The 18,338-nt window shown below is 38.5% G+C and carries 29 protein-coding genes; 9 read left to right on the forward strand and 20 right to left on the reverse strand.

What is annotated here, in order from left to right:
• Window positions 1–21 precede the first annotated feature (21 nt).
• Complete coding sequence (locus tag KW850_RS27300) at window positions 22–630, forward strand: LysE family translocator (protein ID WP_218350874.1); 609 nt, start codon at window positions 22–24, stop codon at window positions 628–630.
• A 196-nt stretch (window positions 631–826) separates the two neighbouring features.
• Here KW850_RS27300 and KW850_RS27305 read toward each other — a convergent pair whose 3' ends face one another.
• From KW850_RS27305 to KW850_RS27325, 5 genes are all read right to left on the reverse strand, one after another.
• Complete coding sequence (locus tag KW850_RS27305; RefSeq protein ID WP_218350933.1) at window positions 827–1,054, reverse strand: CotD family spore coat protein; 228 nt, start codon at window positions 1,052–1,054, stop codon at window positions 827–829.
• Between the two features lie 131 nt (window positions 1,055–1,185).
• Complete coding sequence (locus KW850_RS27310) at window positions 1,186–1,716, reverse strand: SRPBCC family protein (protein ID WP_218350875.1); 531 nt, start codon at window positions 1,714–1,716, stop codon at window positions 1,186–1,188.
• Window positions 1,717–1,747: 31 nt separating this feature from the next.
• Window positions 1,748–2,170: an SRPBCC family protein gene (locus KW850_RS27315; RefSeq protein WP_308128858.1), complete on the reverse strand. Its 423-nt coding sequence runs from the start codon at window positions 2,168–2,170 to the stop codon at window positions 1,748–1,750.
• A gap of 102 nt (window positions 2,171–2,272) precedes the next feature.
• Window positions 2,273–2,608, reverse strand: coding sequence for an ArsR/SmtB family transcription factor (locus KW850_RS27320; RefSeq protein ID WP_218350877.1), 336 nt, complete (start codon window positions 2,606–2,608; stop codon window positions 2,273–2,275).
• Window positions 2,609–2,904: 296 nt separating this feature from the next.
• Window positions 2,905–4,380: an MDR family MFS transporter gene (locus KW850_RS27325; protein ID WP_218350878.1), complete on the reverse strand. Its 1,476-nt coding sequence runs from the start codon at window positions 4,378–4,380 to the stop codon at window positions 2,905–2,907.
• Between the two features lie 267 nt (window positions 4,381–4,647).
• On the opposite strand from KW850_RS27325, the gene KW850_RS27330 reads away from it, so the two are divergent.
• Window positions 4,648–5,244, forward strand: coding sequence for a TetR/AcrR family transcriptional regulator (locus KW850_RS27330; protein ID WP_218350879.1), 597 nt, complete (start codon window positions 4,648–4,650; stop codon window positions 5,242–5,244).
• Between the two features lie 223 nt (window positions 5,245–5,467).
• Here the strand turns inward: KW850_RS27330 and KW850_RS27335 are convergent, their stop codons facing one another.
• From KW850_RS27335 to KW850_RS27345, 3 genes are all read right to left on the reverse strand, one after another.
• The gene (locus tag KW850_RS27335) at window positions 5,468–5,884 is read right to left on the reverse strand and encodes a hypothetical protein (RefSeq protein ID WP_218350880.1); all 417 of its coding nucleotides are present in this window, start codon (window positions 5,882–5,884) and stop codon (window positions 5,468–5,470) included.
• 121 nt (window positions 5,885–6,005) lie between these two features.
• On the reverse strand, window positions 6,006–6,128 hold the full coding sequence (locus tag KW850_RS27340; protein WP_256358488.1) for a DUF2164 family protein: 123 nt from the start codon (window positions 6,126–6,128) through the stop codon (window positions 6,006–6,008).
• A gap of 60 nt (window positions 6,129–6,188) precedes the next feature.
• A complete protein-coding gene (locus tag KW850_RS27345) occupies window positions 6,189–6,383 on the reverse strand; it encodes an SRPBCC family protein (RefSeq protein ID WP_218350882.1) in 195 nt (64 codons plus the stop codon).
• A 107-nt stretch (window positions 6,384–6,490) separates the two neighbouring features.
• Between KW850_RS27345 and KW850_RS27350 the strand changes: the two genes are divergently transcribed.
• A complete protein-coding gene (locus KW850_RS27350; protein ID WP_218350883.1) occupies window positions 6,491–6,754 on the forward strand; it encodes a hypothetical protein in 264 nt (87 codons plus the stop codon).
• 197 nt (window positions 6,755–6,951) lie between these two features.
• On the opposite strand, the gene KW850_RS27355 is transcribed toward KW850_RS27350, so the two are convergent.
• Window positions 6,952–7,728 carry a DUF2268 domain-containing putative Zn-dependent protease gene (locus KW850_RS27355; RefSeq protein WP_218350884.1) on the reverse strand — a complete coding sequence of 259 codons (777 nt, stop codon included), beginning with the start codon at window positions 7,726–7,728 and terminating at the stop codon, window positions 6,952–6,954.
• 175 nt (window positions 7,729–7,903) lie between these two features.
• Between KW850_RS27355 and KW850_RS27360 the strand changes: the two genes are divergently transcribed.
• The 3 genes from KW850_RS27360 (at window position 7,904) to KW850_RS27370 (ending at window position 10,602) form a co-directional block, all read left to right on the forward strand.
• On the forward strand, window positions 7,904–8,629 hold the full coding sequence (locus tag KW850_RS27360) for a class I SAM-dependent methyltransferase (protein ID WP_218350885.1): 726 nt from the start codon (window positions 7,904–7,906) through the stop codon (window positions 8,627–8,629).
• A gap of 185 nt (window positions 8,630–8,814) precedes the next feature.
• Window positions 8,815–9,384 carry a YitT family protein gene (locus tag KW850_RS27365; protein WP_308128859.1) on the forward strand — a complete coding sequence of 190 codons (570 nt, stop codon included), beginning with the start codon at window positions 8,815–8,817 and terminating at the stop codon, window positions 9,382–9,384.
• 198 nt (window positions 9,385–9,582) lie between these two features.
• Entirely contained in the window at window positions 9,583–10,602 is a 1,020-nt protein-coding gene (locus tag KW850_RS27370; RefSeq protein WP_218350886.1) for a hypothetical protein, read from the forward strand.
• A 93-nt stretch (window positions 10,603–10,695) separates the two neighbouring features.
• Here KW850_RS27370 and KW850_RS27375 read toward each other — a convergent pair whose 3' ends face one another.
• The 10 genes from KW850_RS27375 to KW850_RS27420 form a co-directional block, all read right to left on the reverse strand.
• Complete coding sequence (locus KW850_RS27375; protein WP_483862192.1) at window positions 10,696–10,809, reverse strand: YjcZ family sporulation protein; 114 nt, start codon at window positions 10,807–10,809, stop codon at window positions 10,696–10,698.
• A 44-nt stretch (window positions 10,810–10,853) separates the two neighbouring features.
• Window positions 10,854–10,988 carry a YjcZ family sporulation protein gene (locus tag KW850_RS27380; RefSeq protein ID WP_218350887.1) on the reverse strand — a complete coding sequence of 45 codons (135 nt, stop codon included), beginning with the start codon at window positions 10,986–10,988 and terminating at the stop codon, window positions 10,854–10,856.
• A gap of 720 nt (window positions 10,989–11,708) precedes the next feature.
• The gene (gene yjcZ / locus KW850_RS27385; RefSeq protein WP_218350888.1) at window positions 11,709–11,840 is read right to left on the reverse strand and encodes a sporulation protein YjcZ; all 132 of its coding nucleotides are present in this window, start codon (window positions 11,838–11,840) and stop codon (window positions 11,709–11,711) included.
• 404 nt (window positions 11,841–12,244) lie between these two features.
• A complete protein-coding gene (locus tag KW850_RS27390; RefSeq protein WP_218350889.1) occupies window positions 12,245–12,340 on the reverse strand; it encodes a YjcZ family sporulation protein in 96 nt (31 codons plus the stop codon).
• A 51-nt stretch (window positions 12,341–12,391) separates the two neighbouring features.
• Window positions 12,392–12,514, reverse strand: a complete 123-nt coding sequence (locus KW850_RS27395) for a YjcZ family sporulation protein (RefSeq protein WP_218350890.1) — start codon at window positions 12,512–12,514, stop codon at window positions 12,392–12,394.
• Between the two features lie 374 nt (window positions 12,515–12,888).
• Window positions 12,889–13,068, reverse strand: coding sequence for a hypothetical protein (locus tag KW850_RS27400; protein ID WP_218350891.1), 180 nt, complete (start codon window positions 13,066–13,068; stop codon window positions 12,889–12,891).
• A gap of 167 nt (window positions 13,069–13,235) precedes the next feature.
• The gene (locus KW850_RS27405) at window positions 13,236–13,328 is read right to left on the reverse strand and encodes a YjcZ family sporulation protein (protein WP_218350892.1); all 93 of its coding nucleotides are present in this window, start codon (window positions 13,326–13,328) and stop codon (window positions 13,236–13,238) included.
• A 51-nt stretch (window positions 13,329–13,379) separates the two neighbouring features.
• Window positions 13,380–13,502 (reverse strand): sporulation protein YjcZ, encoded by a 123-nt coding sequence (gene yjcZ, locus KW850_RS27410; RefSeq protein ID WP_218350893.1) that lies wholly within the window; start codon window positions 13,500–13,502, stop codon window positions 13,380–13,382.
• A 384-nt stretch (window positions 13,503–13,886) separates the two neighbouring features.
• Window positions 13,887–14,273 carry a YmaF family protein gene (locus KW850_RS27415; protein ID WP_218350894.1) on the reverse strand — a complete coding sequence of 129 codons (387 nt, stop codon included), beginning with the start codon at window positions 14,271–14,273 and terminating at the stop codon, window positions 13,887–13,889.
• 374 nt (window positions 14,274–14,647) lie between these two features.
• Window positions 14,648–15,562, reverse strand: a complete 915-nt coding sequence (locus tag KW850_RS27420) for a hypothetical protein (RefSeq protein WP_218350895.1) — start codon at window positions 15,560–15,562, stop codon at window positions 14,648–14,650.
• Window positions 15,563–15,674: 112 nt separating this feature from the next.
• Here KW850_RS27420 and KW850_RS27425 point away from each other — a divergent pair, with 112 nt between their 5' ends.
• Window positions 15,675–16,142: a GNAT family N-acetyltransferase gene (locus tag KW850_RS27425; RefSeq protein WP_218350896.1), complete on the forward strand. Its 468-nt coding sequence runs from the start codon at window positions 15,675–15,677 to the stop codon at window positions 16,140–16,142.
• A gap of 39 nt (window positions 16,143–16,181) precedes the next feature.
• Here the strand turns inward: KW850_RS27425 and KW850_RS27430 are convergent, their stop codons facing one another.
• Entirely contained in the window at window positions 16,182–16,406 is a 225-nt protein-coding gene (locus tag KW850_RS27430) for a hypothetical protein (RefSeq protein ID WP_218350897.1), read from the reverse strand.
• A gap of 161 nt (window positions 16,407–16,567) precedes the next feature.
• Between KW850_RS27430 and KW850_RS27435 the strand changes: the two genes are divergently transcribed.
• Window positions 16,568–16,891, forward strand: coding sequence for a hypothetical protein (locus KW850_RS27435; protein ID WP_218350898.1), 324 nt, complete (start codon window positions 16,568–16,570; stop codon window positions 16,889–16,891).
• A 157-nt stretch (window positions 16,892–17,048) separates the two neighbouring features.
• Window positions 17,049–18,215 carry a two-component system sensor histidine kinase NtrB gene (locus KW850_RS27440; protein WP_218350899.1) on the forward strand — a complete coding sequence of 389 codons (1,167 nt, stop codon included), beginning with the start codon at window positions 17,049–17,051 and terminating at the stop codon, window positions 18,213–18,215.
• Window positions 18,216–18,338 lie beyond the last annotated feature (123 nt).

Genomic DNA, 18,338 nt, shown 5'->3' on the forward strand with positions numbered 1-18,338 from the left:
TATTTGGAAGGATACCCACCTATGGAGATTCTTGTTTTTTTGAAAGGTTTAGTGATTGGTTTTTCTATTGCTGCTCCTGTAGGACCTATTGGTGTATTGGTGATTAAAAGAACATTAGGTCAGGGGAGAATATATGGAATTGTGTCTGGAGTTGGGGCAGCAAGTGCGGATGCTCTATATGGTCTTATTGCAGGGCTTGGTTTAACCGTTATTACGAGTTTTTTTATTGGACAACAGTTTTGGTTTCATTTAGCAGGGGGAGCATTCCTCTGTTATTTAGGAGTGAAAATAGCCATATCAGAAGCATCGGAAAATCCGGCGCGAGTGCAAGGTCAGCATCTGGGGGCATATTCCTCCGTTTTTCTCCTTACTCTGACAAACCCTATGACGATACTATCTTTTGTTGGCATTTTCTCAGGATTAGGACTCACCCAGGCTAATGAAGGATCTGTGGTGACATTGGTTTTAGGTGTATTTATGGGTTCAGGAATTTGGTGGCTGCTCCTCTGTTTTGTAGTGGGGCTTTTCAAGGAAGTTCTCAAAAAACAAACCTTAATATGGATTAACCGATTATCGGGTCTTATCATTTTTTTATTTGGAATCTATTCCTTTTGGGGGTTATTGCACTAACGATGCAGGTTTGTGGAAGAAGGGGAGGGAAAATCTCTTTACGCCGCATTTGATCAATAGTGTGTAGGAAGAACAACTTATTGAAAAAGGCACCCATAAGGCGCCTAAAGGGAATTTGTATCTCAGAACTTTTATATTATGGAACTGTTTTGTATTTGCAAAAAGAATCCCCCCTAAAGGGGGAGGTTAAATGCAACTAGAATCCAAATGGCCCTTGAGGACAACAAGGATTATGTGGCATACCGCACATCGTATGTGTTTCACAGCATTCATTTACAACGGATTCGGTATGTGGGAAAAAGTGTTGATGAACTGTAGTAGTGTGAGAAGGATGTAGATGCGTTACTACTTTATTAAATATATTTGTCTTAACATATTGTTGTCCTGGTGAAACTAACGGTGGATCATATTGAGCAGGAAACACTTGGGGCGGGCAGTTGAATGTATTGGGGCTGTTGAAAATTTCATAAATTGCTCCCAACTCTCACCCAAAAGAAAAAACACCGATTATCGGTGCTTATTCTTTAATACACAAGGCAGCAAATATCCAATTCCTCACGCCATAGGCAAGTAATCGTCGAGCTGATCAAAGGTTCCGCCAAAACCTTGCTTCATGGATTCAAACTCTTCTACAAATCTCTTGCGTTCTTCTTCAGATGCATTTATTGGACCACCTCGAAGGGTGATGGTGGTTTTGCCTTCATTTTCTGAAAGAGTTAGTGTATTTAATATTTCCAGCGGCCAGATTGGGCTAAAAGGTGCACGAACGGTATTGCCCTCTTCATCAGCAAACGAATTGATAAAGACGAGCTTTTCTGGAGAAATGATTTCGCGATAAATAAACTTGCCCCACATTTCGTGGCCGTCTTCGGATCGCATTCTGAAGTGGAAGATCCCATCTGGGCGGAGATCGAATTTATTTATATCTAATGCGAAGCCTTTTGGTCCCCACCAGTGCTTAAGATGCTCAGGCTCGGTCCAAACCTTGAACACTAGCTCTCGTGGTGCATTGAAGGTTCGCGTGATCACCAATTCACTTTTTTCAGGATTCATGGTAGCAGAGTCAGTTAGATTTTCATTTAGCATTTTAGTTCCTCCTTCGGAATGGTTTTGTTTATTAAATCTTTGCCAATTGTTCCTCAAGACGATCAAGTGTGGATTTTGCCCCTTCAATGGCCCCGTACTGCTTGACCACCTTATCCAATTCTTCTGCGGACTTGAAGCGTGTCCGCATGTTAAGTGCGGTTTTATTTCCTTCATCTTCGAACATCACAGTCACATGAAATGGTTCGTCGTCTCCACCGCCATGTGAATAAACGAGCCTTTCGGGGCTCACAACCTCGATGTATTCGATGTAATTGTCATAATCTACACCATCGGGACCGTGCATGACGTAACGCCATACACCACCTGGCTTTACGTCAATTTCTTGTACCGTAATCGTAAAACCTTTTGGTCCCCACCAGTGGGGCAGATGTTCGGGATCCGTCCAAGTCTTATATACAAGCTCACGTGGCGCATCAAAGATACGGGAGACCACGAGTTCCCGTCCCTCTATGGACGTAACGGTGTTATTTGTTGCATTACTTTCTAGCATAATCTTGTTCCTCCTTTATCATATTGATGATACTTTCCGAGAGGACTACTGCTTGTCGTCATTCTTCACTTCCTTACTTTGCAGGACCTGCAGGTAATCGTCTAAGCGATCTAATCTCTCGTTCCAGATGTGGCGGTAAGACTCCAACCAGTCATCAAGCTCTTTGAACGGCTCGGCTCTCAGTTTGTAGATTCGCCGATTGGCCAGCGCTTGAACCTCGACGAGCCCGGCATTATTAAGTACACGAAGATGTTTAGAAGCTTGCGGCTGGTTGAGCCCAAGACGATCGGCAATTTCCCCTACAGTGAGTGGACCATCACGCAAGAGTTCGACTATGTGAAGACGGTTGGGTTCAGCAAGAGCATTCAAAGTTGTTTTCATGAATTTAATATACCTGAAATGGAATATTCCTGTCAAGGAATATTCTAAATATTTTTCCCTAATTTGTGTTCCGTGGCACCTCTGTGAGAGTGTGCAGTCTGATTTTTCCTAAATGAGGGGCTCTAGTTAATATGTGCAGATTAGCTTTATAAACTCTTTATTATATTTGATCTTCAATAATCCGGCGCCATTCTTTAATAAGAAGACGTCCATCCCGCGTTCTGCTATTAATACCCCTAAAAGAAAAAATGGATGACTTTTTCCCGTTATCGAGAAAAGGTCATCCATTTTTCTTATTAATGCCCTGCCATCATGGCGACTTTCGCGTCATTTGAATCATCATCTGATGCAGGGTCCGGCTGTTGTTTTGGTCTGCTAAGGATGGTTCCTAAAAGTGCACCAGCTAACGCAATCCCTGCAGCTAGAAGGAAGGTGTCACCATAGGCAGCAACGGCTGCTTCAATGGGATTAGTTGTACCTGTCATATGATCAGTGATTCTTGATGTTAGGAACCCAGTCATACCTGCTACTGCAAATGAAACCATGACTTGTTGAGCCGCTGTCGTTAATGGTGTGACACGACTAACAAGATGTCTTGGAGCGGATTGAAGAACATGGGTATTAATCGCCATCATGGATAGTCCCATACCTGCTCCCATCATCACTAAACATGTAATGATAAATCCAGTAGTTGTATCCATAGAAATTCGTGAAAGCATAAATAGCGCTGCAGTAATAATAGACAAGCCTGTTATGGCTAAAGGACGAGCACCGATTTTATCATATAAACGCCCTCCGATTGGCATCATAACACCTGATGCTAGAGCTTGTGGAAGTAGAATTAATCCAGTATCTAAAGCACCGTAACCTCTAACGGTTTGCAAAAATAACGGGACAATAATCATAACCCCAAATAATGCGATTTGGGAAATCCATGTGATCACAATACCTTTTCTAAAGTCAGATGATCCAAAAACTCTCAGCTCTAATAAAGGCTGTTTTTGACGAAGTTCGACGAAAATGAAAATGAGGAGAGCCGCTCCTCCTACAATTAATCCAGTCAGAGTTTCCGATGAAGTCCAACTCTTACCCCCTTCACTTACTCCATAGGCAAGCATGGAGAAGGCAATAGGTGCTAAAAGGATTCCTAAAAAATCAAGTGTGGGAACTGTCTTACGCTCAACATTCGGTAAAAATTTTATTCCAACCAAAATGGCAATAATACCGATTGGCAAATTGATAAGGAAAATCCAGTGCCAAGTAACGTATTCTACAAGATATCCTGCTAAAACAGGTCCTAGTGCAGGTGCTAAAAGCATCGGAATCCCAAGTGTTCCCATGACGGACCCCATTTTGTCTGGAGGAGCTAGTCGGAAAATCATGGCCATTCCTATTGGAGCAACCATTCCTCCGCCCAGTCCTTGAATCACCCGATAGAGGATTAGCTGTTCAGGGGTTTGGGCAATAGAACATAGAACGGAACCAAGCGTAAACAAGGCAATCGTAATTAAAAATATCTTTTTTGCCCCAAATCGGTCTGTCATCCAGCCAGCTAAAGGAATGACAGCTGATAATGCAAGGGTATAACCTGTTATGGACCATTGCATGGTCGAAACATCCGATTTAAAATCTTTTACTATTCCAGGCAGCGCAACATTCATTGCCGTACTATCAAGAATAACCATTATCATACCCACAATGACAGCTAGCATTGGTCCTATGATGGTTTTAATAGAAAAGGCCTCATTATTATTTTCTATTTTTGTTGACATACGAAAATCATCTCCTTTTCTAAAAACGTAATCTTCCATCTAAGCTATTAATTAAACAGCGTTTTAAACAATGTTTAAACAAAAATTTATCTCTTTTCCACCGATCTGTCAAGAAAAAATTTATTCATGGGAGGTCCAAATGGTAAAATAAAAAAATGGAACCTTGACACAGAAAGACCATGAGTATTAGTGTAAAATTAAACAAAGTTTAAATTTACGTTTTTAACAAATAATTTTTCAAAACAAGTGTATTAGGGGAGTTATAAGATGAACAAAAGCTCCGAAAAAGATAGGACTACAAAGGAAAAGATACTGAATTCAACACTTGAACTCATTACGACAGAAGGCCTTGAAAATGTAACCCTGCGCAAAATCGCAGCAGCAGCGGAAGTTAATCTTGCGCTAATAAATTATTATTTTGGGTCAAAGGATAAATTGATCAATGAAGCTTTGAAAGTGTTACTGGCTTCCTTTCGAGAAGCTTTTCTCATTTTAGATGATCATTTAATTCCTCCAAAGGAAAGATTAAAAATCTTCATGGTTCAATATGCAAATTCAATTATAAAGTATCCTGAACTCGTCCGGGAAATTCTCGGGAAGGGCAATATTTCATTTGAGTCGCAATTTGAATACAAAGATTATATGCAAACAATGGGAATCACCAAAATTATTGCAACTTTACAAGAAATTACGGGAGAGAAAGATCAGGATGTTCTTGTCATGATGATGATGCAAATCCATGCTGCCATCTTTTTTCCGTCCCTGATGGCTTGCAAAAAAAACGTGCCCATAGATTGGAACAAAATTTCCATTGGCGATCAAATTGATTATTTTTTTCAACATTATTTTTCTAAGTATTCCTAGGCAACAGGAATTGAACAGGGCTAACTTTATATTCCTTTTGGGGGTTATTGCACTAACGGTACAGGTTTGTGGAAGAAGGGGAGGGGAAATCTCTTTACGCCGCATTTGGTCAATAGTGTGTGTAGGAAGAACAACTTATTAAAAAAGGCACTTAAGGAACTTCCTGAACAATATAAAAAGAAGAAGGGTTCCTTCTTCTTTCATAAAAAATACTGCGGTTACCTTAAGCGAAACACATAAAGTTTCTTATTTGCGAATATCTGTAACTCACTTTATGGCGTCGTCCTAATCTCCAGGTATATCCGGATACTCCATTTTTTCTAATCTCCGTTGGATAAAACCAAAAATCTCTTCCAAAAGGACCTGGCATTCTTAGCCCGATTAATCCCCATTTACCTAAACATTGACACATCCAGGATCTCATTTGACCAGTTTGTGCAGTTCCAGAAAACGTTGCTGGTACTGTTGGCATTTGTACAGGTGGTGGTGTGGCTGGAGCATCCTCAGCATCGTCAGGTCGATACACTTCTTCATCAACATCTCTTGTTTCATCAATTGATTTATAACCAGAATTTTGTAAATGATTATAAGGTTGCAGATTGTAATTGATATATGGAAAGTACGGTGGCTGATTATTCATTAAAAAGACCCCTCCTTATTTACTAAAATAAGCATCTAAGGTATGTGTATGTTGCACCGTCAGTATGTGAAGCTTATTCACGGCCCAAAAATAAAGAGTGGAAAAGTACTTATTCCACTCTTTATTTTTTTATCGGGCGTTCAAGTGTTAAGATTTCATTTTCAAGAGAAGAAAATGGCCGTTCAACTACATGTTTAACATCTAAGACTGCAGCGTTATAAAAGTGAGGAGAACTCTCAGCCAAAAGAAAAAACACCGATAATCGGTGCTAATTCTTTAAGGCACAAGGCAGCTAATGTCCAGTTCATACCGCTATAGCCAAGTAATCGTCTAGCTGATCAAAGGTTCCGCCAAAACCTTGCTTCATGGATTCATACTCTTCCACAAATCTCTTACGTTCTTCCTCTTCGCCCCCGCCATGGAAATAAACGATTCGTTCGGGGCTTACTACCTCGATGTATTCGATCTTATTATCATAATCGACACCATCGGGACTCATTTCAGGATGATGAAGTTTCCGCTAATACCCTATTACACTTGTCCATTACGAAATTTATGTCAATACATATAATGTCGTATGGTTCATAAGGAAATGGGGGTGAAAAAATGTCAATTGAACATTTTCATGGAATGTGTCACAGACATATGGGTAGAGCTGTTGAAATCAGAACCCATGACGGGAGAATTCATAGGGGAATCATTCATCGAGTTTCCAACGACAGAGTTTTCCTTCAACCACTGGGGCGTCGCAGGAACCTAGGCGGTTTTGGTTATGGAGGCTGGGGCTGGGGCTGGGGTTGGGGCTTTGGCGCTGGAATTGCGTTTGGTGCTATTGCTTCATTAGCTGTACTATCTCTATTCTTTTGGTAGTTCATAAAAATATGTTGTAAGATTTAAAAAGAGTTAAAGCATAAAAGCGCAAGAAACTCGATCGGCTAGGCGTTGGAGCTAGATTCCGATTAACTACATTCAATGTGATCAACAAAGAATCATTTGATTGTTACTTCCGTAATAAAAAATGGACGAGAATTTTTTTTTCGTCTGTTTTTTTCCGTTTTATCATTCTTTCACTTTATTTGAGCAATATGATCTGTTTTGATAGTTAGTAGATCCTTACTTGTTTTGTTAGTTGCTTCAATATAATTCATAACCAGGTAATGCCCAACACAGTAGCCCAACATTTTCGGATAGAAACGTGAACCATACAATATGTTTTGATGTTTAAGGTCATTTTTGGGAACATCTTTATTTGGGAGCACTAAGTTTTTCCACATTTTCTTTAGCTCTTCATTGGAATAATATGATGTCCAAGTGGCTAAGAATTCTTCACTCAATCTTTCACGCACTGCATTTTCAGCTAATCCTTCTAAAATGATTGTGTCCAGCAATACGTAATCCTCTTCGTTTTTTTGAAACTTGGATAACCGACAAACATGGTTATACTCATGTGTAAACAATGCCCTTATTTCCTTTTCCATGTTATCCTCTGAAATAAATAAAAGTAGTTTATCCTTGAAGGCCAAACCTGATTTTCCGTTAAAGTCCTGTTGTAATTTTCGGTTGTTCTTATCTGATGGAAAAATAAAGATAGGGATATTTGGTCCTTCCCACACATTTTGAAGTCGTAGACTTTCCTCTTGTACAATTTCCCATACTTTATTTTTTTGTAATTTTTCCACTACCTCGGTTCCGTTCCCAAAAGGATGATACATTCCATGTAGAGTTAAGTAATCATAGATTTCGGAAGCGAAAGCACCCTCAAAGTGACCTGTTAACTTTTCACAGATTTCAATTGGTTTATGATATGAATCGTGTAACCACTTATCTGTTCTAATCACGCCCATATCAGCACTCCTAACTACACATTTCGTTTAAAATACATTATGCACGTATCATCTAATCGTTCCGAAACCTTTTTCCTTACCTTCCTGACATCTTTAAAAGGTCATTAGTGTTAATAAGAGTATCGTGAACAAATTTATCCCATTATCATAAAATAATGTACAATTTCTAACAAGGATGGGATGGAATTTGAATTACACTTATCTTGATTGTTTAGCCATATTTGGAGTTGGAGGTGCCCATCCTGGAGGTCTTCAACTAACAAAAGAGCTCTTATCAAGGGAAAAAATAGATGAAACAAAGTCGATTCTTGATGCGGGGTGTGGAACAGGGCAAACCTCTGCATATATTGCAGAACAGTACCAATGTAATGTTACTTCCTTAGATTGTAATAAAATCATGTTGGAAAAGGCTAGACAAAGATTTTCATCCTTACATTTGCCTATTGATGTTAAGCAAGGGAGCACTGAAAATCTTCCTTTCGATGAGGGTTTATTTGATATTATTCTCTCAGAATCAGTCATAGCCTTTACAGATGTCTCCTTAACAATTCCTGAATTTAAAAGAGTATTAAAGCCAAATGGGGTCTTGCTTGCAATTGAAATGGTACTTGAAAAATCACTTTCTGAAGAAGAACTGAAACCTATCGTTAATTTTTATGGAGTTTCTCAATTACTAACTGAAAATGAATGGGTTAACTTTTTCAAAAGAGCCAGTTTTAAACAAGTTAGTGTAGAGAAGTGTAAACTTGAGTTTGATGAAAATGATGTGCGAAATGTTACTGATTTTTCACTTTCGGAGAATATTGATGATGAATTCTTTGAAATTCTTGAAAAACACTTGCACTTCACAACAGTTTATAAGGGTATACTAGGTTTTCGAGTGTTCAGATGTTGTATTTGAACTGTTCAAGTCATACATTTTTATTGAAATAGTATGAAATACAAAACCCGTAAATGGAATATCCGTTTACGGGTTAGTTTTTGATTAAAGATCCAATTCATTTCTTCCACGCCCATTAAAAAATTTGTACATCATTCTTAATTTTTAGATGGCAACATACTTATAGATTAAAAAGACAGGACAAGGTGATCGTTATTTTTCAGAAATTAATGGCTACATTTATAGGCAGCTTGCTATTAGGTATTGGGGTAAATGGGTTTCTGGTGCCTAATCATTTAATTGACGGTGGAATCCTTGGAATTGCATTAATCCTTCATTACTTCTTTGATTTTCAGACGGGGATTTCAATGGTGGTTTTGAGCCTCCCCATTTGTATATACGCATCAATGAATAAAAGAGGGTACTTTTTTAGTAGTTTACAAGGGCTGTTGGTCTCCTCTTTGTTCATTGATCTTCTTGCTCCCCTTCGTACTCAAATTTCCGTTTCCCACCTTTCAAGTGCATTATTAGGAGGAGTAATCATTGGATCGGGTGTGGGTTTAATGCTTCGATATCAGACGAGCACAGGAGGGACGGACTTACTCGCTAAAATCATTTCTGGAATTTTTTCCGTAAATATAGGCATTGTCATTATCGTCATTGATGGACTCATTGTATTGGCAGGTTTTACTGTACTAGCAGTAGACTCATTTCTTTATTCATGCCTGGCTATAACCACAGTAGGTCTAACAACTTCCTTAATTGAAGGGGAATAATCTTATGTTTCATGGTTGATTTTATTCAAAAAATTTTTCATTTATCTAAATGGTGTCTTTCTTACTGACGTCAAGTTGTTATGTACATATGGGTGAATGCCTAATCCTTGGACAATCGCGGAACATAGGATAAATTTGTGGTCATTAAAATCAGGAGAATAAAAAAGCAAATTACCGATGTGAGGGGAATGTGTCGATATGGAAGAACAAAAACAATACCGTGATGATTTGTTGGAATGGTGTAATAACCTGTATTCTTATTGGAACAGTAAGAAATCAAAGGTTTCCGAACTTCTTGATGTGGAATGTGTAAAGGAATGGGAAGGGTCTTGCCGTCAATTAAAAGAGAAATTACAGACAGATTTAAATGTGGACTACGATGACTATCTGACAGCTAAAAGCCTCTATGAACAGTGCGAACAGCTATTCGTAGAAACGAATACTTATCAGGAAGAGCTTGGAGTCGATAATGATAAACGATTGGTATGGGAAAAGCAAACACAATGCCATGAAGAGTTATTGGAAATTTTAAACGAATGGGAAGGATCTTGCCGTCAATTAAAAGAGAAATTACAGACAGATTTAAATGTGGACTACGATGACTATCTAACAGCTAAAAGCCTCTATGAACAGTGGGAACGGCTATTCGTAGAACCGAATGCTTATCAAGAAGAGCTTGAAGCCGATTCTGATCATCGTTTGGAGTTGGGAGAACAAACACTATTCAATGAAGAATTATTGGAAAGGGATGCTTATCAAGAAGAGCTTGAAGTCGATTCTGATCATCGTATGGAATGGGAAAAGCAAACACAATTCCGTGAAGGATTATTGGAAAGGTATGCTTATCAAGAAGAACTTGAGGTCGAATCTGATCATCGTTTGGAAGGGGTAGAGCAAACCCAATTCCATGAAGAATTATTGGAAGGGGATGCTTATCACGAAGAGCTTGAAGTGGAAAGAGTGGAACAACCCCAATACCGTGATGAGCTGTTGAAATGGTGTAATAGCATTTATTCTAATTGGGAAAGTATGAAACCAACGTTTTCAAAACTCTTTGATCTAAAAAGTTTAGAGGAATGGGAGGGGTCATACCGCTATTTAAAAGAGAAATTACAGGCAGATGTAAAAGCGGACCTCGATGATTATCAGACAGCTCAAAGCCTCTATGAACAGTTGGAACTGTTAATCAAAGAATCGTATGCTTATCAAGGAATTTAATCTGCTGTAGCTTTATATTTCGATCACCGTACAAGGTAAAGTCGATATGACAAAGGGGCAGATTGCACTCAACCTGCCCTTTGTTCATACAATTTAGAAGCCGCCAATAAAAGATGCTCCGACAATGATCAGTAAAACGAGCAATACCACGACTAACGCAGAACGTGTCTTGAACCATCCACGTATAACACCTTCAACAAGGCTTATTAAAAAAGACTTTACTCAAAGAACAAAATCAACTGAATGGTTGATTAGCATACTACTGAAAGTACGATAATCAACAGAATGAACAATACAACGATTAATACAAAGCTACTGCCGCCATAGCCACCGCCGGATCCATAACCGCTGTCGTAGCCACCGCCGTATCCACATAATCCCCACATATTTTTCACCACCTATTGGATTATTTATAGGAAAAACACTCCTACTATGTATATATATTTTCTTAAGACAAGGATTGATTGGACAAACAACATCGTGTTAGGACAAAATTAGCGGTTTGCCTAAACAATTTCTAAAAATGAAAAGAAGCGACTGCAATACATGCAAACGCCTCTTCGGAGGTATTTATATATGCTGGATGTTGCTGGCGGTGGTAGTAATAATATATGCACTCAGAATAAAGATGAATGGGACAAGTGCTGATTATAAGTAAATTAAGCAGGAAATGTAAAAATAGTAACCCTTCTTGAAAATGCCCACATTTGATATTTTATTAAAAACAAAACCCGTAATGAAATCTCCTTTTACGGGTAGTTTGTAATTAAAACTTTATCTAGTAGACCAATTTGCTTCCGCTTTTTGCCTACGATCAGGAAGAACCTGCCATAAAAGCTTAGCAACGGAGTTTGAAAATTGATACCTTTTTCCTTGTTGAACAACAGAGTGTTTTCCGTTACACATTACGTCTTTCTTACCTAAGCTTACGGCAAATGCGCACTGGCCATTGAACTCTGCCTTAGATGACCCATAATAAAAAGAAGAACCCTTTATAGGCTCTTCCTTCCTTCAAAAAAGTGACATTTCACCTTTTTGACTAGCAGCTTCCTATAATGGAAGCTCCCATATTAAAAATTACTCTTTAAAACTCAAAGGGGACAAAATTAAGTTACAGCAAGAACGATAATTAATAGAATGAACAATACTACGATTAATACAAAAGTGCTGCCACCGCCGTAACCACCGCCGTAACCACCGCCGTAGCCACCGCCGTAACCACCACAACCATAGCCCATATCTTTTCACCACCTATTGTGTATTTAAGGATGTTATTTACTACCCTCAACATTAGTATATTTTCTAGAAAAGAACGTGATTGGACATGTTCCCGTTATTTGAAGAAATCCGCAATCGTCCCATATTTTCCTAAACTGATGAAAAATAAGAAGAAGCGAATGCATAATACATTCGCATCTTCCGGAGGTGTATGTCTGTCTATGCTTGGCGGCTACAGAGAGATTCCTGTCTCTCACTTATAAGATATGGCTAAAGGAATAAAGAGGACTGGACAAGCGTTTAGAAAGGATTAAATTTTTTTTTGGAAGGTGTGCTCAGAATATGAGTTAATGCATGGAAAAAGGACAGATTTATACAACCTGTCCTACTCTCCTTCAAAAAAGTGACATGTCACTATTCTGATTTAGTAGCCGCTCATAAAGGAAGTTCCTACAATGATAAGCAATATGAAAAGTACAACGGTTAACGCTGTTGAACTTCTATGGTGTCCATCACTCATGTATCTCACCCCATATTGAAAGTTACTCTTTAAAACTTAAAGGAAACAAAACTAAGTTACAGCAAGGACGATAATTAATAGAATGAACAATACTACGATTAATACAAAAGTGCTGCCGCCGCTAAAACCACCGCCGTAGCCACCGCCGTAACCACCATCGTATCCACAACTCATATCTTTTCACCACCTATTTAGTATTTGAGGATGTTATTTACCATCCACAAGATTATTATATTTTTTACAAGAGGAGGTGATTGGACATGTTCCCGTTGTTCGAAGAAATCCACCATTGTACCCTATTTTTTCTAAACGGATGAAAACAAGAAGAAGCGAATGTACTCATACATTCGCTTCTTCTGGAGGTGTATGTCTGTGCTTGGCGGCTACAGAGAGATTCCTGTCTCTCACTTATAATCTATTCAAAAAGAATAAAGAGGACTGGACAAGCGTGGAGAAAGGATTAAAATTCTTTGGAACATGTGCTTTTCGCAGAATAAACATTATGAAAGAAAGAGCCCAAAATAGGCTCTTCCTTTCATGATGTTTATTCATATATCAGTCTTTTTTTTAGAAAATGCGACGTCTTCTGGAGAAGATAGCAAATATGATAAAGAAGGGGATAAATCTTCTTCTTCTAAAGCCATCCCGAATAAACACGCCTCTTCTTGGAGGGTCAAACCCATCCATGATTCCGCGGTGAACTCTACCAAAACGATCTCTAACTTCAATAGGCTGACCCCTGAATCTCATAAGGGAATTCAATTTTTTTCCTCCTTTCTTTAAGCAGTATGTGCTCAGAATACGAGGTATTCTAATTATTTACGTTTGGAAAAAGGACAGGTAATTCGAACCTGTCCCTCTCTCCTTCAAAAAAGTGACATGTCACTTTTCTAATTTAGTAGCCACTCATGAAAGAAGTGCCTATAATGATAAGCAATACGAAAAGTACAATGACTAAAGCCATTGAGCTTCTATGTCCATCACTCATGTTTCTCACCCCATTTTGAAATTTATTCTTTAAAACTCAAAGGTTACAAAACTAAGTTACAGCAAGGACGATAATTAATAGAATGAACAATACTACGATTAATACAAAAGTGCTGCCACCGCCGTAGCCACCGCCGTAACCACCGCCGTAACCACCATCGTATCCACAACCCATATCTTTTCACCACCTAAATAGTATTTGAGGAGGTTTTTTCTATCCTCAACATTAGTATATTTTTTACAAAAGAAGGTGATTGGACATGTTCCCGTTGTTCGAAGAAATCCGCAGTTGTACCCTATTTTTTCTAAACTGGTGAAAAACAAGAAGAAGCGTATGTATGAATACATTCGCTTCTTCCAGAGGTGTATCATGTCTGTGCTTAACGGCGGCGGGGAGATTCCTGTCTCTCACTTATAATCTATGCAAAAAGAATAAAGAGGACTGGACAAGCGCTGAGGAAGGATTTAAATTTTTTGGAAATGAATATTCCTAATATAAAAAAACACCCTAGAAGGATGCTTTAAATTCGGATGTTCAGGTTGTTAAAAAATATCTTCCCTAGTCACTACGGCTAGTTGTGCCACTATATTTATGTGAATGAGGATGGGACCCGTTAACGGTCGTTACTCCTTGAAATTTATGATAATGTCCACCTCCGGGCAAGGAAATAGCAGGACCCGTTACCCCTCGAATTTCATGTTTATGTCCATCATTCAACGAAGTAACAGTAAAGTATTTATGGGAATGTTGTACTCCAGTAGGAGCAGGTTCCGTTGTCCCTGCATACCTATGGTCATGCCCGCCAATAATAGAAGTCACTCCCGAAAAATTATGTCTATGAATGGGTGTGCCGTTCCAAGACGTCAGATATAAGTGGTGAGAATGCTCAGAACCCATATTTGAATCGTTTGAATGAATGATAAACCCAGTAATCGGAATTTCCATGTGTTACCCCCCTTTATTAATCGCTCTTACAATTTATGAAACAACTAAATCATTTATGTAGCTTTCATAAAAGCAAGTGGCCGATAAAATGCTGAAAGTGGCAGATAAAATCGTGAAGTGGCAGATAAAATCCTAAAGTGGCAGATAAATTGCTCAAAGCGGCAGATAAATCCTTTAAGTGGCCGATAAAAATTTTTTCACCTAAAAAGGTTACACGGTTTTTATAAAAAAGGTAGCGTATGATTAGAAATTCGGCCGGCCCAAGGGAAAAAGTGAATAAAAGTTACCTGAGTCAGGCAAAACGCCTGTCTTTTTGATGTGTTTTGGGGCAATAAATAAAAAAGCCAATCCATGTCAGGATTGACTTCTAAAACTTACTTCGTAACCTTGATTTTGATTGTCAAAGAGTCACCATAAGCCTCAGGTTCAAAGTGCCATACCTCTGTTCCGATAGATTTCGCCGTCATCGCGAATCCGCTAATTTCAAGCTTTTGGGAATATCCGCTACTTAAAATTCTATAACCATACTCACTTGAATCCTTGGTACTCTTCCTGACGATCGCGATTTTTTGTCCCTTTTTAATTGAGAAACTGCGGCTACCATTATATACGGTTTTGCCGTTTTTCTTTTCTAGATAAAGATAGCGGTTAACTTTACCGGCAGCCTTTCGGTCATCTGCACCTGTCCCTTTTTTGTGATACAGTTTTCCCTTCGTATAGTAATACTTATCTAACACAATGCTGCTGGCTCCAAGGTAAAGAACTTTGTCTTTAATCGCAGCAGTTCCCCCGTAGTAAGATTTACTAATCGAAATGAGCTTTTTAATTTTCTTACCATCCGTGGATCCGATGACGGTCGGTGTGAGGTAACCTCCACTACCCGCCACTGTCCCAATAACGATTTGTTCCTTTTTGCTATCCAGCATCTTTCCAACAGTCGCAATGGTGTAAAAGTCCGTTTCATAATCCTTATAGGAAAAAGTAACGCTCCATTTCTTGGTCTTAGAATTATAAGCATACACCCTGATTTGAGCATCCGTCATAAACGTCTTATCATTGAAACGTTGATAGATGGCTAAAATTTCAGGCGTGGATTTCCCTGTAAGATGGGCTGCCTTTACATGCTCGGCTTTAAAACCACCTGCTAATGTTGTTTTCTTTAATTTGCTAACTTCTTTGTTTACTAGTGAACGAATCGATGCTGCTGATGTTTTCTGCACATGGACGGTAGAAAATAGTACACTAAAAAGAAACAGCACGGCTACTAGTTTAATCCATTTCGTTTTCATTCTCGCTCTCCTCTAATGGTAAAATTATCAACAAAAGTATTATAATGGATTCGTTATATAAGTGTCTAGATTACGATAAAAATAGGTTTGCTTTTTGGAAGGGGATGCTCAAATGCAATTATATTTTTACAGTGAGAGATTCAAACACGCAATCGACCAGTATCAAATAAACGAAGACCAGCTCCGTTATACCGCCGATCCCAAAGATTGTATCAAGCTATCAAACGAGGATCCAGAGCGTAGCTCAATCTTGGCCATTGAAAACGAAGAGCTTGTCACATTCTTCGTTTTACATATAAAGGAAGGGGTCAAACCCTATTCAGCTAATCATCAGGCTATTTTAGTACGGGCCTTTTCAACGGATTTTCGCCATCAAGGCAAGGGTTATGCGAAAAAAGCGTTAATGTTGTTACCGGCTTTTGTAAAAGAGAATTTCAGCGCCATTAATGAAATTGTCTTATCCGTTAACGTTGGAAATGTGGCCGCACAGGGCTTATATAAAAAGTGCGGATTTGTGGACGAAGGGGAACGAAGAATGGGCCCAAAGGGCGAGCTGATTGTAATGAGTTACTATTTATAAAAAAAGCATCCCTCTTTTTTCGAAAAAGGGGGATGCGAATTAATATAGTCGTTGTTGTTGCTGACAAGGTGGAAATCCATTTATATCCTGTATCATAGTAAAATCGTATTGCTTTAAAGCAAATTGTGCCTGGTATAAATATTCAATGACGAGCAGTTTTCCGCCAGATGTACCACACAATACCCCAGAAGCCCCTTGACCATTAGTGAATGAAATACCAATTGGTCGCCCCATTAGGTGTCTAATTTTTTGCTGCCACGGCATCATAATCCCCCCTCAAGGATACCATCTTATGGCCATTCAAATTTCAAGTGCCTGTTCCGTCTTAATTTCACAATCGGTTGGCATTTATGGACAAGTATCCACACTTCGATCCATAACAATACATAGCTTATCTAAGAGAGTGAAAGAAAGGAGGAAGGTTATTGGAGGATAATGATCAAAAACAAAAGCTGAAGAGAGAAATCGACCGTTTTTCAAAATTCATGTTTGGAAACCGCACACACCATTCCAAAGAAAAATCGCATAACAATGATTGGTTTTTTGGCCGCAGAAGGAAAGAAACTGAAACCAAGAAAGAAGACTCTCACCCCCCTCAGAATAAAGTAGAAGACTTTATGAACAATGTGGATATAGAAAAGCTATTTGAAACCTATGACACCTTCGTCACCACAAAAGAACAATTAAAACCATTTTTAAAAGAAATAGCCCCATTTATTGGAAAATTCACGAACAAATTTAAAAAGTAGTCTCTTAAAATGGAATACAATAATCTGATCCAGGCTCGAACGCCTGGATTTTTAATATTTATTCCTCGTTGAATCTATCTAGGACTGAGGTTTTTGAGTGGAAAATTGTGTATAATTGGTAAGATGACCATTAGATAAATGTATTGGAGAGAGACTTATGTTTTTTCGATTGATGTATCATATTGTCTTGCCTATTTATGTCGTATTTGTCATTTTTTCCTCGATCACGTTGGAGAGATCGCAAAACGATTTTTTCATAATCCTACTAGGCATTCTTTTTATAACAAGTATTTATTTGGAAAGGGTTTATCTCCGTTATTTTAATTATATAGCGACAATTGAAATCGTTTCGTTACTATTGTTTCAATTCACAACCCAACTGAATTGGTGTTTCACCATTTATATCATTTTACTTAGTAAATTCTTATTTCAAATCAGGGGAGTCGTCAAGGGGGTTCTTCTTGGTTTTGTCCTCATTGGTTTTTACACAGTTATACGAATTTCGTATACTCCTGTAAATTCCTATAGCGTACTTGCGGTTGGATCGGACTTCTTAACTTCTCTAGCGGTGGTGCTCATCATTCAATTCATCATTGAAACGGAGAGAGAAAAAAATGTCCTCAAGGAAGAGAAGAAACTGGAAGAATTACGCTATAATGAGGAAAAAATGAAGCTTTTAGGTGAAATGGCTGCTGGACTCGCCCATGAAATTAGAAACCCTTTGACGATTATTCAAGGGTTCCTTCAACATGCCAAAGAGGATAATTATAATATACAACCGTGGTATGATTTAATCCTAAGTGAAGTCTGTAGGATGAATAAATTAACGTTCGAATTCCTGCAATTTTCAAAACCAGATATTACTTTATACCAAACTTATTCCATCCACGAGTGTTTAGAGAGAGTAATCTCCTTAACCGAATCCAATGCCCGCAGTTCAGGACATCAAATCGTATACACGGACTACGATCGCAATCTATTTATACAGATGGACTTTGATAAAATGGTACAAGTTTTTGTTAATTTAATAAACAACGCCATTCAATCGATGGTTGAAAGTGGAAACATTACGATTCGGTTGGTAAAAGTTGAGAACAAAGCGGTTGTTGAGGTTAGTGATGTGGGTGTAGGTATAGAAGAGGCAGATCTAAAAAATATCTTTAATCCATTCTATACAACAAAATCGGATGGAACGGGCCTAGGGCTTCCTATTTGTCAGAAAATCATACAGGATCATGGAGGAACCATTGAGGTGACTAGTATTCTGAATCAAGGAACTTCATTTACTATTCGTTTTCCTTTGAATAGTGTAGATCACCATTAAAAATAAGTTTGTGAAGATCAGCTAACGGAATGCAAAAGATAAACAATGAACAGCCTGCGGCTGTTCTATTTCTTTCCCTCTTTTCTTAAAGAGTGTTACTTCATAAATTCGCCCATAAGAACA

It is taken from the genome of Bacillus sp. sid0103, from assembly GCF_019219025.1.